This window comes from Ruegeria sp. AD6, from assembly GCF_056542325.1.
Window position 1 is genome coordinate 112,106 of the sequence record NZ_JBQFZQ010000001.1, and the last position, 13,973, is coordinate 126,078.

At 59.8% G+C, this 13,973-nt stretch carries 12 protein-coding genes; 5 read left to right on the forward strand and 7 right to left on the reverse strand.

From position 1 onward, the window contains the following. Positions 1-11: 11 nt before the first annotated feature. Positions 12-761, forward strand: a complete 750-nt coding sequence (locus tag ACR0KJ_RS00560) for a nuclear transport factor 2 family protein (RefSeq protein WP_480582262.1) — start codon at positions 12-14, stop codon at positions 759-761. 120 nt (positions 762-881) lie between these two features. Here ACR0KJ_RS00560 and ACR0KJ_RS00565 read toward each other — a convergent pair whose 3' ends face one another. Then, entirely contained in the window at positions 882-1,508 is a 627-nt protein-coding gene (locus ACR0KJ_RS00565; RefSeq protein WP_170452049.1) for a J domain-containing protein, read from the reverse strand. 107 nt (positions 1,509-1,615) lie between these two features. Between ACR0KJ_RS00565 and ACR0KJ_RS00570 the strand changes: the two genes are divergently transcribed. Together ACR0KJ_RS00570 and ACR0KJ_RS00575 are read left to right on the forward strand one after the other, a co-directional pair. Continuing rightward, entirely contained in the window at positions 1,616-1,870 is a 255-nt protein-coding gene (locus ACR0KJ_RS00570; RefSeq protein ID WP_480625722.1) for a BolA family protein, read from the forward strand. Positions 1,871-2,131: 261 nt separating this feature from the next. Beyond that, positions 2,132-3,193, forward strand: coding sequence for a glycosyltransferase family 4 protein (locus tag ACR0KJ_RS00575; protein ID WP_170452045.1), 1,062 nt, complete (start codon positions 2,132-2,134; stop codon positions 3,191-3,193). Between the two features lie 23 nt (positions 3,194-3,216). On the opposite strand, the gene ACR0KJ_RS00580 is transcribed toward ACR0KJ_RS00575, so the two are convergent. The 6 genes from ACR0KJ_RS00580 to pepN form a co-directional block, all read right to left on the reverse strand. Next, complete coding sequence (locus ACR0KJ_RS00580; RefSeq protein WP_170452043.1) at positions 3,217-3,627, reverse strand: MSCRAMM family adhesin; 411 nt, start codon at positions 3,625-3,627, stop codon at positions 3,217-3,219. 80 nt (positions 3,628-3,707) lie between these two features. Further along, entirely contained in the window at positions 3,708-4,952 is a 1,245-nt protein-coding gene (gene pepT, locus ACR0KJ_RS00585) for a peptidase T (RefSeq protein WP_480625723.1), read from the reverse strand. A 93-nt stretch (positions 4,953-5,045) separates the two neighbouring features. Then, the gene (gatB, locus tag ACR0KJ_RS00590) at positions 5,046-6,557 is read right to left on the reverse strand and encodes an Asp-tRNA(Asn)/Glu-tRNA(Gln) amidotransferase subunit GatB (protein ID WP_480625724.1); all 1,512 of its coding nucleotides are present in this window, start codon (positions 6,555-6,557) and stop codon (positions 5,046-5,048) included. Between the two features lie 78 nt (positions 6,558-6,635). Beyond that, complete coding sequence (locus ACR0KJ_RS00595) at positions 6,636-7,892, reverse strand: hypothetical protein (RefSeq protein WP_480625725.1); 1,257 nt, start codon at positions 7,890-7,892, stop codon at positions 6,636-6,638. 130 nt (positions 7,893-8,022) lie between these two features. Continuing rightward, the gene (locus tag ACR0KJ_RS00600; RefSeq protein WP_480625726.1) at positions 8,023-8,451 is read right to left on the reverse strand and encodes a hypothetical protein; all 429 of its coding nucleotides are present in this window, start codon (positions 8,449-8,451) and stop codon (positions 8,023-8,025) included. After that, the gene (gene pepN, locus ACR0KJ_RS00605; protein ID WP_480625727.1) at positions 8,448-11,000 is read right to left on the reverse strand and encodes an aminopeptidase N; all 2,553 of its coding nucleotides are present in this window, start codon (positions 10,998-11,000) and stop codon (positions 8,448-8,450) included. The genes ACR0KJ_RS00600 and pepN overlap by 4 nt, the downstream gene beginning before the upstream one ends. A gap of 219 nt (positions 11,001-11,219) precedes the next feature. Here pepN and ACR0KJ_RS00610 point away from each other — a divergent pair, with 219 nt between their 5' ends. Further along, positions 11,220-13,355, forward strand: coding sequence for a malate synthase G (locus tag ACR0KJ_RS00610; RefSeq protein ID WP_480625728.1), 2,136 nt, complete (start codon positions 11,220-11,222; stop codon positions 13,353-13,355). A gap of 80 nt (positions 13,356-13,435) precedes the next feature. Further along, positions 13,436-13,861 (forward strand): heme-binding protein, encoded by a 426-nt coding sequence (locus ACR0KJ_RS00615; RefSeq protein WP_170452025.1) that lies wholly within the window; start codon positions 13,436-13,438, stop codon positions 13,859-13,861. The last annotated feature ends 112 nt before the right edge of the window (positions 13,862-13,973 follow it).

Here is a 13,973-nt window from a genome sequence, read left to right on the forward strand (position 1 = left end):
AGGAACTGGTTATGGCTCTGTTTACAGCAGCCTTTGTTGAACATGACCCGCAAGCGGCCAAAGATCTGCTGGCCCCGGACTACATTCAACACAATCCTTCAATTCCAACCGGGGCCGACGCATTGCTGAGCGTTATTCCGGCAATCGAAGCCTCAGGCATGACCGTCACAACCCACCGCGTCATTGCCGAGGGGGATTATGTCGTCTTGCACAACACTTTTGAAAACGCCGATGCTTTTGGCGCCCCGACCCTTGTTGCCTTCGATGTGTTCAGGGTCGAAGACGGGCTGGTTGCTGAACACTGGGACAACTTGCAAGCCCCGCCTGAGACCACGGCGTCGGGACGCTCAATGACAGATGGGCCGGTCGAGTTGGCCGATCATGGGAAAACGGCTGAAAACAAACAGCTTGTCGTCGGCTTCGTGCGGGATGTCCTTGCCGGAAATGCCCCCGAGAAAGTCACCGATTACATGGACCCTGCCGTTTATCGTCAGCACAATCCGAACATCGCGGATGGCTTGGATGGCCTAATGGCAGCGGTCGAGGCATTTGCGGCGCAAGGGATGGTCATCACCAAGTTCGAACCGCAGATTGTTGTTGCCGAGGGGAACTTTGTCTTCGTGGCGTCGGATGCCGTCATGGGTGGCGAGCCGTGGGCGTTTTTTGATCTTTGGCACGTCGAGAATGGCAAAATCGTCGAACACTGGGACGTCGTTTCGCCCATCCCAAACGAAATGGCCCACGACAACGGTAAATTCTGATTGTGCTTGGCAAGACCTATTGCATGGGGTGGGGGATTCCAGCCCGTGCAATTCGATCTTCAAATCAGGCGTATCTGATGATCCCACAACCCTATTAACAAGCGAGGCTTGGGCCAGACGTCACTTGAAGTTCCGGCTATCCTTGATCTGATCCCAGGCCCAGACGACCTCTTGCAGCTGTTCCTCTTGCGAGCGGTCGCCGCCGTTCATGTCCGGGTGCAGTACCTTGATCAGCTTCTTGTAGGCCTTGCGGACCTCGGCTTTGGACCAGCTGTCATTGGCTTCCAGAATCTCGATTGCACGACGCTCGGTGGGCGGCAGGCGACGGCCTCCTCCGCCTGAGGTGCGGCCCTTGTTCTGGGTGCTGTTCGAACCCAACACCTGATGCGGGTCTTCGATGCCCAGGCGGGCCCAGGCACGGGCCTCGGGATCGCCCATGGGTTTGGTTTCACGTTCCCAAACCTTGTCTTTCGAACGCTGCGCGTTCAGCTCGGCCTCGGTCGTGCCGTCGAAGAAGTTCCATTTCTGGTTATATTCGCGCACATGCTGCTGGCAGAACCAGTAGAAATCATCCAATACATCCGGTGCTTTGGGCGCGCGGTACTTGCCGGGTTCTTCACATCCCGGGTGGTCGCAGATCCGCACCGAGGTCTCAGACGCGCCCGACATACCCCGACGCCCGCGCGGGTTCTTTTTCTTGGCGCTGGAAACGGACATATCAAATCCGAAGGGGTCTGACTTCGCCATGCTGTGATCCTCACGAACGCATCTTTTCGACTCGGAGGCAGCAGTTTAGTCTAAGCAGCCGAAAGTAGAAGAGGGGCGCGGCAAAATTTTTGCCGCTGAGCATAAAAATGAGCGTGACCGACGAAATCCGAACCCGCCTGCAAGCCGCATTCGATCCGCGCGAGCTTGAGGTTGTCGATGACAGCGAAAGCCATCGTGGGCATGCGGGGTATCAGGACGGAGGCGAGAGCCATTTCAACGTCCGCATCCGAGCCTCTGCATTCGAGGGGCAGTCCCGCGTCGCCTGCCATCGCGCGGTGCACAAGGCGTTGGGGGATATTGTGCCCCGGATCCATGCTTTGGCGCTGGATATCGACGTCTGACCCTGTTCCAAGCAAATCACAGAATCGCTTGGGCCGTTTTCCAGCGGTCGCCGTCAAAATTGCGTTTCTAATTCGCATGGGATTCCGGACTTGCAGAGCGATTGTTCAGGCTATGACTTTGGCGAGAGTTATAGAAACAGGCCAGGGACCAATTAGAGCGCCGTTTTTCGTCTTAATTTTAATTTAACAAACGATTTGTTGTATGAACATCTGGCGTGGTTTAGCGTCACGAAGCCTTCTGATTTGTTTTAGGGTGTTTTGGTGCGAGTACTATTTGTACAGGCCGGATTTGGGCCGGGTGGGGCGGAAAAAGTCATCTCAATGTTGTCGGGGCATTTCGCCCGGCGTGGGCTGAAGGTGCATGTGACGGCCTTCAGCATGCCCGAGCAGGGGCCGTACTTCGAAAATCACCCCGATGTTGAAATCAGCGCGCTGACCGGGAAGTCGGGGCAGCTCAGGCGCTTGATGCACATCCGAAAAACAGTGCGCCAATTCAAGCCAGATCTGGTGATCTCATTTCTGACCAAGGTCAACGTGCTGACCTTGCTGGCGACGCTGGACAAGCGCATTCCAGTCATCATTTGCGAGCGCAACAACCCAAAACGGCAAAATGCCCATCCCTTGTGGTTGAAGCTCAAGGCCGTGTTGGGGATGCGGGCTGCCAAAGTGGTCGCTTTGACACAGAAAGGTCTGGCGGATTTGCCACCGACACTGCGCAAGCGCGGCATTGTTATTCCGAACCCGATTACGCCCTTTGATGTCGTTGCCCCGACAAAGACCGGACCCGCGAGTCAATTGGTTTCGATCGGACGGCTGGTGCCCCAAAAGGGCTTCGATATGCTTTTGCAAGCCATGCAACGTATTCACGCGCACAGCCCCGAAACGACTCTGACAATATACGGAGAGGGCCCCGAACGCGGCGCATTGGAAACGCTGCGTCGGGATCTGGGGCTTGAGGGCGTTGTGAATTTGCCGGGCAATACGCCCGAGGTCGGTCTTTGGGCAAAAAACAGTGAGATCGTTTTGGCGACGTCCCGCTTTGAAGGGTTTCACAATGTTGTCGCCGAGGCGGCGGTCAGTGGTATCCCCATTGTGTCCTTCGATTGCGACTATGGCCCATCCGATCTTATTGATCACGGTCGAAATGGTTTTTTGGTGCCGACCGGAGATGTCGATGCGCTGGCCGCGTCTGCCTTGCAGCTGATACAGGATCCGCACATGCGCACGGAAATGGCGGCCAATCACACTGACATACGCCACCGGCTGGCGCCGGACCTTGTGTTTTCGGTCTGGGATGACCTGATCGCCGAAGTCACGTCTTAGCGGTCGGGTACAGTCGGCAGGGTTTAGGCTTTGTCCGGCTCTTTTGCCGCATCATCGCTGTGTTTTAGCGTCAGGGGCGGTTCGTCTGCTTCTTCGGCAATAGGCTCTGGCGCTTGCACGGCTTCCGGCCCCGGCACAGGTTGGGCCAGCGGCACGCCTTCGGGTGTTTCGGTCGGGGACGGGGTGGGCACAACGGCCGCCGCGATCATCCGCCGGAACACCAGAACATTGCGCCAGTTCGTGGTCGATTTGGTCAGGCCCGAGCGTTCCTCGCTAGGCAGCAGTTCCGCCCGCTGGTATTCCCACCCGTCCTGCGCCATTTGGTTCAAAACCTGCTCAACCGAGGCCGCAAAGCGCCCCTCGACCGTTTTGACGCCCTTGGCCTTGGTGCCTTTTTGCGGGGCGGGGATCACCTTGTATTCGTAGCGCTGCATCAATTGTTTCCTAATGCCTGTTGCGGCCAACTTAGCACGCCAGTCCATGGGCGAAAGGGAGGTTGCGAAAATGGCGTCATTCAGCCGATTTTCTGCGCCGCCTTGGCCACAACCGACAAGCACAGTTCGGTTGCCTGTGCCATGTCCTGTACCGAAATCCATTCCAACGGTCCGTGAATGCATTGCATCCCGGTGAACAGGTTGGGGCAGGGGGTTCCGAACTCGGTCAGGCGGGATCCGTCCGTGCCGCCCCGGATGGGAACGGACAGTGGTTCGATGCCAAGCTCCTGACAGGCTTCGCGGGCCAGATCGACGGGCGTCATGTCGTTTTCCAGCCAATAGCGCATGTTGCGGTATTGATGGCTGATGTCGCAGGTGATGGTCGCGCGCGGTTCGGTGGCTTGCACCGCGTCGCAAACCTGACGGACGATCTGACGTTGCGCCTCAAGGCCCTCCATCTCGAAATCGCGCAGGATCAGCTTGATCTCCATCTCGGATGAGCCGCCATTCATATCGGTGATATGGATGAACCCATCACGCCCATCGGTGGTTCCCGGGGTCATGGTTGCCTGCGGCAAGGTCTGCACGATCTTGGCGGCGAGGTGGGCGGCATTAACCATCTTGTCCTTCGCCAGTCCGGGATGGATCGAGACGCCGGTAATTTTGATCACCGCGCGGTCGGCCGAGAAGCTTTCGTATTCGATCTCGCCCACTTCCTGACCGTCCAGCGTATAGGCGAAATCGGCCCCCAGGTCTTTAGGCAGTTGCGGGGTCACACCACGGCCGATTTCCTCGTCCGGGGTGAAGGCGATGCGGATCGGACCGTGCGGGATGTCAGGATTTTCGATCAGATGCCGCGCCATTGTCATCAGGATCGACACGCCCGCCTTGTCGTCGCCGCCCAATAAGGTGGTGCCGGATGCGGTGATCAGGTCATGACCGATCTTGTCCGCCAGATAAGGATGTTCCGCAGGTGACAGCACCAGATCAGGATCATCGGGAAAGCTGATATCGCCGCCGTTGTACCCCTTGATCACACGCGGTTTGACGCCGGTGGCGTTGAACTGGGGCGCGGTGTCCACATGGGCCAGAAAGCCGATGGTCGGCCCCGGCGCGGTGCCTGGGATGGTCGCCACAACAACGCTGTCGCCGGTCAGTTCCACATCCTGCGCGCCGATTGCCGTTAGCTCGTCACGCAGCAGGTTCAGCATGTCGAACTGAATGTCGGTGCTGGGGGTGGTAGCCGAGGTCTCATCGCTTTGGCTGTCGATGGCCGCGTAGCGGACCAGACGGTCCTCAAGTTCCTGATCAAATCTGTTCTGCATGGCACCCTCTGTCATCTCTGCCGAAGAAAGGGCGCAAATGAAAACGGAGTCAAGCCGGTGGCCTGACTCCGTTCAATCCGGTGTAGCGGGGGCTTACGATCCCAGCTTTTTGCTGACCAGTTCGTTCACAGCCTTGGGGTTGGCCTTGCCGCCGGTGGCTTTCATCACCTGACCGACGAACCAGCCCGCCAGTTTCGGGTTCACCTTGGCCTTTTCGACCTGCGCCGGGTTGGCGGCGATGATCTCGTCCAAGGCGGCCTCGATGGCGCCGGTGTCGGTCACCTGCTTCATGCCGCGCTCTTCGACGATCTGCGCCGGGTCGCCGCCCTCGGTATAGACGATTTCGAACAGATCCTTGGCGATCTTGCCGGAAATCGCGTCCGAGGCGATCAGGTCGATGATCCCGCCCAACTGCGCAGGCGAAACCGGCGAGTCTGTGATCTCGTGATCTTCTTTCTTCAACCGGCCGAATAGCTCGTTGATGACCCAGTTGGCAGCCAGTTTACCGTTGCGGCCCTGTGCGACCTCTTCGAAATAGGCGGCGCTTTCGACCTCGGCAGTCAGGACTGAGGCGTCATAGTCGGTCAGGCCAAATTCGCTGATGAAGCGGGCCTTTTTGTCGTCGGGCAATTCCGGCAGCTTGGCGGCAATGTCGTCTACCCACGCCTGTTCAATCTCCAATGGCAGCAGATCAGGGTCGGGGAAATAGCGGTAGTCATGCGCCTCTTCCTTGGACCGCATCGAGCGTGTCTCGCCCTTGTCCGGATCGTACAGGCGGGTTTCCTGATCGACCTTGCCACCCCCTTCAACGATGGCAATCTGGCGGCGGGCTTCGACCTCGATCGCCTGCTGGATAAACCGCATCGAGTTCATGTTCTTGATCTCGCAGCGCGTGCCCAGATGTGAGAAATCCTGTGTTTCCTGATACTTCTCATACGCGCCCGGCAAACAGATCGAAACGTTCACGTCCGCCCGCAGGTTGCCGTTCTGCATGTTGCCGTCGCAGGTGCCCAGATACCGCATGATCTGGCGCAGCTTGGCGATATAGGCGGCGGCTTCTTCCGGGCCACGGATATCGGGGCGGCTGACGATCTCCATCAGGCAAACGCCGGTCCGGTTCAGGTCGACGAAGGACATATTCGGGTCCATGTCGTGGATCGATTTACCTGCGTCCTGCTCCATATGGATGCGTTCGATACGGACCATGCGTGCGGTACCGTCGCCCATCTCGACCAGCACTTCGCCTTCGCCTACGATGGGGTGATACAGCTGGGAAATCTGATAGCCCTGCGGCAGGTCGGGGTAGAAATAGTTCTTGCGGTCAAAGGCCGATTTCAGATTGATATCCGCCTTCAAGCCCAACCCGGTGCGCACGGCCTGTTCCACGCAGAACTCGTTGATCACCGGCAGCATCCCCGGCATCGCTGCGTCTACAAAGGCCACGTTTGCGTTCGGCTCGGCCCCGAATTGGGTCGATGCACCGGAAAACAGCTTGGCATTGGACGAGACCTGAGCGTGCACCTCCATCCCGATCACCAGTTCCCAATCGTGCTTGGCCCCGGCAATGGTTTTGACTTTGGGCATATCGTATGTCAGGTCGAGCATGGCGCGCCTCATATCCGCAGAAATCTAAGCCTGCGTATTAGGCCCGGCAGGGCCTAGGGGCAAGGGGGAAGGCGCGATTCAGTGCTGTGAAAACTGCAGGCCGGTCGGAGTGAAGGTCACATCCTTGCCGCTGCCCAACTCATCCCGGAAGAAATCGCCGATGGCGCGCAACGCATCGCGCTGTCCGCGAGCGGCGAACCGCTCGGGTGAGTTGATGCGGACCGAGTTGTTAAATCCGGCCGCCGCGTGGGCCCAGATCAGCGGGTGAAGCTCGGTCAGGTGATCGCGGATCAGCCAGTTTGCAGCTTCGCGCATCTGGCTGCGCACCAGATCGGCCTGTTCGTTCAGGCCCAGCCCGTTTTGCAGCGTGATTGCGCAATAGGCGGACAGCATGTTGACCATCTGCTGATCGGGTCGCCGTTGCAGGATATCCCGCAGACCTTCCAGGAAATACTCGACATCCAACCGCGCGCAGGCCTCTTCGTCCAGCGCGATGGCGTCGAACTGAACCCAGGTATAACCACCTGCGCCCCATGTCTCATGTGTACGAGCAGCGTTGCGCAGGGCCTGAATTTCCAGCTCCTCGTAACTTCCGAACCAACGGGGCAGCAGGTGGCTGCCCATCGCGCGCATGTGGCGCTGATTATTCGGGTCCAGGGTGATCAGGCGTTCATATTCATCTGCAACCCGCGCCGTCGCCTTGCGTTGACCGGCCAGCAAGGCACATGCCGCAGCCGCGATCAGCGGGCTGTTGGGGGCGGCGGCTTTGCAATCCGGCAAGATTTGCGCCGCCCGGTCGAAATGCGCCGCACAGCGCGATCGATGCAGCGGCGGTAGGGTCGCATCCGCCGCGTTTCCGCGCCACGCCCATGCGATGTCGATATGGGCCAGCGCCACGACCAGAGCGATCATCGGGTCGTCGGGATTGTCGCGCAATTCGGATTCCAGATCTGAAATGCCACCCAGAAGGTCGTAATCCGAAATCGGTTTGCCGTCGGACAGGGCATGTTCTGCCGCCAGCACCACATCGGAACGCGCGCCAAAGGCCAAAAGATCGGCGATTGGCATCCCGTCCGGGGCCGCCTTGCACGCGTCGTCAGCGGCACGCATTTCCTTGGACAGTTCAGCCCAGCGATCCTGACGCGCCAGATGGCGGCCACGCTCAATCGTTTCGCGCCCGACCATGTCCTCGGGGCCCAATTTGGCCACGGGAATATTCAGCTGACCCTGCTCGGGCAAGGCTGCGGCCAAGGCGGACGTTGCGCTGAAATCAGACGCGGTTTGGGGTTTGGAAGCTGTCAATCGGGCAGAAAGCGCCCGTGCAAACCGGAACATGGTGGAACTCGAAAACTTAAAAACTGGTAACGTACGACTCAAAATTGGCCGGAAACTGCGGCTATTTCAAGTTAAATGCTCGTTACCTTTTATGAATTCTGCGCAATCTTGCATTGTTGCACGGATCGTTTCAGAAAACGGTAAAATGGTGGCGTTTGACGCGATAACCGGCCTGTTCCAACACGGTTTCGAATGCGCGATGCGGTGGAATCGACTCATCCGGCAGGCGGACCTTTTTGTCCGAGTGCAGAACCAGTGAGACGCGGACCGAGAAATCCCAGCGCGTGTCAAAGCGGATGTATTGGATTTCATCCAAGGCCATTTCGCCCTGTCTTTTGCCTGAAAACCAGCGCAGGCGATGCTGATCCAGTTGAACGCCGGCGCTGCTGTCCTGAACGACGTCCCAGATGGCGGGCAAGGTCGCAAGGGACAGCAACCCGACGATCCACCACACCGCGTCGAACAGGATGATCAGCGACAGCAATGCGGCATAGACACCGATCAGAATCAGAATCGTGCGCGGATTCCGGTTGTGCCGCGTGAACGTGTAGGTCGTCATGCGCCCAGAATGCGCGACACCATCTCGGTCGTGTCGCGTGACAGGTCTGGTGTCTCGGAAATGCGGGTCAGATGCGCGCGGATCAGGTCCTGACGGTCTGCGTCGTATCGCCTCCAGGTCTGGAAGGCCGAACACATGCGCGCGGTGGTCTGTGGATTCACCGGGTCCAGGCGAATGAGCCAATCGGCCAGCAAGCGATACCCTGCGCCATCGGCCTGATGAAACCCGGCATGGTTCATCGCCAGCCCGCCCATCACAGCGCGGAAGCGGTTGGGGTTTTTCCAATTGAAATCAGCGTGCTGTGTTAGCGTTTGGGCGGTTTTTGGCGTTGCCTCGGGCGCGGCCATCGCAATCTGCAGCCCGAACCATTTGTCGATCACCAGACGGTCATGCTGCCACTGATCATAGAACGCGGCCAGTTCGGCCTCGCCCTTGCGGGCGCGCAACAGGCAGGACAGGGCCGAGAGTTGCAGGGTCATGTTGTCCGATTTGGAATAGGCCTCCGCCGCCATCGCGCCGCCGTCCAACCGCGTGGTTAGGGCCAAAGCCGCACCTCCCAGCGCGCGCTTGCCGGATTGTTCCGCATCCGGCTTGTAGGGCGCGTCCACCAAAGCCTCGCTGTGCAGGCGGGGCAGAAGGTCTTGCAGATGCTGTGCCGTGGCCTGCCGCAGGGTCTCGGTCGCTGTCCAGATTGCCATCGGGTCGGGCGTTTCGCCCCGTTCATACAAAGCCGCCGCCAGTTCGGATTGCGTGGGCAGGCCCAGCATCAACGCGCGGTAGGCCGGGTCCAGATCGCCATCGCGTAATACCGCCAGCAAACCATCCAGGTAATCGGCATCCGGCACCGCCTCATCCGAGATCATCCGCAGCAACGTATCCTCGGCCAGCGCGCGCCCCGCCTGCCAGCGGTTGAAGGGGTCGGTATCATGGGCCAGCAGAAACGCCCGTTCGGCATTCGAGTGATCTTGTTCCAAGATCACCGGGGCCGAGAAATCGCGCAGGATCGAGGGCACGGGTTTGGCCGCCAGACCGGTGAAGGTAAAACTCTGCTCGGCCTCGGTCAGTTCCAGCACCTCGGTTGCGCGGACCTCATCGCCATTGGGGCCAAGCAGACCCACGGCGACGGGGATCACCTGCGGTTCTTTGGTGTCCTGACCGGGCGTGGCTTCGGTGCGCTGGGTCAGCGTCAGGGTATAGGCGCCGTCGTTCCAGTGCTCGGCAACCGATACCCGAGGCGTTCCGGATTGGCTGTACCAGCGCTTGAACTGGGTCAGATCGCGGCCTGTTGTGTCCTCGAACACCTTGATCCAATCCTCGATGGTGCAGGCCTGCCCGTCATGGCGGTCGAAATACAGGTCCAGCGCCTTGGCGTAGGCTTCGTCGCCAATCAGCCGTTTCAGCATCCCGATCACCTCGGCGCCCTTCTCATAGACGGTCGAGGTGTAGAAGTTGTTGATTTCCTGAAAACTCTCGGGCCTCACCGGATGTGACAGCGGCCCGTTATCCTCGGGGAATTGCCGGGCGCACAAGTCGATGGCGTCATGGATACGCTTTACCGGGGCCGAACGCATGTCGGACGTGAATTGGGCGTCACGGAAGACGGTCAGCCCCTCTTTCAGACATAGCTGAAACCAGTCGCGGCAGGTGATGCGGTTGCCGGTCCAGTTGTGGAAGTACTCATGCGCGATGATCGCCTCGATCCGTTCGAAATTCACATCGGTCGAGGTTTCCGGGCTGGCCAGAACGGCCGAGGAGTTGAAAATGTTCAGCCCCTTGTTCTCCATCGCGCCCATGTTGAAATCATCCACGGCCACGATGTTGAACACGTCCAGATCATATTCGCGGCCATAGACGTCCTCGTCCCATTTCATCGACTTTTTCAGGGCTTCCATGCCAAAGGCGCATTTGCCCTCGTCTCCGGGGCGGACCCAGAGGTTCAGGTCCACGTCGCGGCCCGACATCGTGTTGAAACGGTCGGAATGCGCGATCAGGTCACCTGCGACCAGCGCGAACAGGTATGCGGGCTTGGGCCATGGGTCGGTCCATTCGGCCCAACCTTCACCTTTGCCGGACGGGTTGCCGTTGGACAGCAGCACAGGCAGGTCGCCATTGATGCGCACAGTGAATGTGGACATCACATCGGGGCGGTCGGGGTAATAGGTGATCTTGCGAAACCCTTCGGCCTCGCATTGGGTGCAGTACATGCCGTTCGACATATACAGCCCTTCCAGAGCGGTGTTGTTGCCGGGGTCGATCTCAACCTCGGATTCCCAGATGAATGGAGCATCCGGGGCAGCGGCGGTCAGACCCTTGTCGGTGAGTTTGGGCGTGACATCGACACCGTCAATGGCGGCGCGGATCAGGGTCAGGTCTTCGCCATGCAGGAAAAACGTGCGGTCGGTGGCCTCGGGGTTTGGCCGGAATGCAATGCGCGAGGTGACGCGGGTGGCGTGATCAGCCAGATCAAAAGTCAGATGCACATTGTCCACCAGATAACCGAAGGGCGCATAGTCTTTCAGATAGATCGTTGTGGGGGCGGCGTCGCGCATCGGGGGCCTCGCATCGGTTCGTGTCTGGCGCGACGTTAGGGGCTGCGCCGCCGGGCTGCAAGCAGGGTGGCGTCGGCCATCCGGGGCTTGGGTTTCGGTTTGATCTGGTGCGTGTGGTGGGTTTGGGGGATGAAATTCCCAACAAGAGTTGCCTATCGGAAACATCCGTCCTAATTGAGGGCGGCATACAGTGGCGTACAAAAGCGGGAGAAATGGTAGATGAGCAGCAGAGAAACCCGGAGCGGCCTGCAGATCTCCGCAGAGTTGACAGGTTTTATCGAGGGTCAGGCGCTGCCGGGAACGGGCGTGTCGCCGGAAACATTCTGGTCCGGCCTGTCCCAAATGGTCGAAGAGTTGGGGCCGAAGAACAAGGCGCTGCTGGCCAAACGCAATGAGATTCAGGGCCGTATCGACGGCTGGCATCTGGCGAATATGGGTCAGGATCATGACGCCGCCGCCTATCAGGCCTTCCTGCGCGAGATCGGCTATCTGGTCGAAGACGGCGCGGCGTTTCAGATCGAAACCACCAATGTCGACCCCGAGATCGCGCTGACCCCCGGCCCGCAGCTGGTGGTGCCGATCACCAACGCCCGCTTTGCGCTGAATGCCGCCAATGCGCGCTGGGGCAGCCTGTATGATGCGCTGTATGGCACCGACGCGATGGGCGATCTGCCCGAAGGTGGCGGGTACGATACCGAGCGCGGCGCCCGCGTGATCGCCTGGGCCAAGTCGTTTCTGGATGACGCCGTGCCACTGGCCGAAGGGTCGTGGGCGGAAGTTACCGGTCTGCGCGTCGCGGGCGGTACGCTGGTGCCCGCTCTGGCCAACCCGGCGGGCTTTGTGGGCTTTGGTGGCGCTGCGGATGCGCCCGAATTTGTGCTGCTGAAGAACAACAGCCTGCACATTCAGATCATGATCGACCCAACCAGCAATATCGGGGCGACGGACCCTGCCGGGATCGCGGATATGCGTCTGGAATCTGCGTTGTCCACGATTATGGACTGCGAGGACTCGGTCGCCTGTGTCGATGCCGCGGACAAGGTGGTGGCCTATAGCAACTGGCTGGGTCTGATGAAGGGCGACCTGACCGAAGAGGTCACAAAGGGCGGCAAGACCTTTACCCGCAAATTGGCGGGCGACGTGGGTTACACCACCGCAGGGGGAGAGCAGGCAACGCTGAAGGGCCGCTCGCTGATGCTGGTGCGCAATGTGGGCCACCTGATGACCAACCCCGCCGTACTGGACGGCGAAGGGGGCGAGATCGGCGAAGGGCTGATGGATGCGCTCTGCACTACGCTGATCGCGATGCATGACCTCAAGCGCGAGGGCGGGAACTCGGTCGCCGGGTCGGTTTACGTGGTCAAACCCAAGATGCACGGGCCGGAAGAAGTGGCCTTCTCGGTCGAGATTTTCGACATGGTCGAAGACATTCTGGGCCTGCCGCGCAATACGGTGAAGCTGGGCATCATGGATGAGGAACGCCGCACGTCGGTGAATCTTGGCGAGTGTATTCGGGCTGCGAAATCGCGGGTGGCCTTCATCAATACCGGGTTCCTTGATCGGACGGGGGATGAGATCCACACCTCGATGGAGGCCGGCCCGATGCTGCCGAAAGGCGACATCAAGAACACGCCGTGGATTGCGTCCTATGAGGATCGCAATGTCGATATCGGCCTCGCCTGCGGCCTGAAAGGCAAAGCACAGATCGGTAAGGGCATGTGGGCGATGCCGGATCGGATGGGAGACATGCTGGAGGCCAAGATCGGCCATCCGCAATCCGGTGCCACCTGCGCCTGGGTGCCGTCACCAACTGCCGCGACCCTACACGCGACGCATTATCATAAAGTCAGTGTTCTGGACCGTCAGGACGAACTGGCCGCTGGTGGACCCCGTGGCACGCTGGAGGATCTGCTGACCATCCCGCTGCTGGGTGGGCGCAACCTGAGCGCGGATGAGATCACCCGCGAGATCGAGAACAACGCGCAGGGCATTCTTGGCTATGTAGTACGCTGGGTCGATCAGGGCGTCGGCTGTTCGAAAGTGCCGGATATCAACGATATCGGCCTGATGGAGGACCGTGCGACCTGTCGGATTTCGTCTCAGGCATTGGCCAACTGGTTGCACCACGACGTGGTAAGCGAAGAACAGGTCATGGCGGCGATGCGGAAAATGGCTGCAGTGGTGGATCGCCAAAACGCGGATGATGCGGCCTATGTTCCCATGGCACCCGGCTTTGACGGTATCGCTTTCCAGGCCGCTTGCGATCTGGTTTTCAAGGGCCGCATTCAGCCTTCGGGCTATACCGAGCCGGTTCTGCATGCGCGGCGGTTGGAATTCAAAGCCAGCCGTGGCTAGGCGGCAATGGCGGGAACGAGGGGGCTGCCTGCCCCCTCGTGTCCCCAATGATATTTTTGGCCAGATGAAAGGGATCAGGTATGGGCATTTCCTTGCGCAAGGCGCGCACCATCATTCGTAAAGCTCTGGAAAAGGGGCATGAGATGGAGCTGAAGCCTCTGTCCGTTGTGGTTCTGGACGCGGGCGGCCATGTCATTGCGTTTGAGCGCGAGGATGGCGCGGCCCCCGGTCGGTTCGCGATTGCGCAGGGCAAGGCCTATGGTTCGGTCATGCTGGGCATGGCGGGCACGGCGCAGATGCAACGGGCCGAGGCGCAGGCCTATTTCATGGCCTCGGTGAACGGTGCCTATGGCGGTCAGGTCATTCCTGTGCCGGGCGGCATTCTGTTGCGGGACAAGAAGGGCGCTGTGATTGGCGCGGTTGGCGTGACCGGCGATACCTCGGACAACGACGCCGTGGCGGGCATGGCCGGGATCGAGGCCGCCGGGTTGACAGGGGAGATCTGATCAACCGGTCGCAGGTTTACGCTTGTGCGCAGTTGAACATTGCGTTGCGCTGTCATGCAGGGCGTGTTCTGTTGCACGTTCCCAAGTCTGCCGTTAGCGTCCATTCCAATCA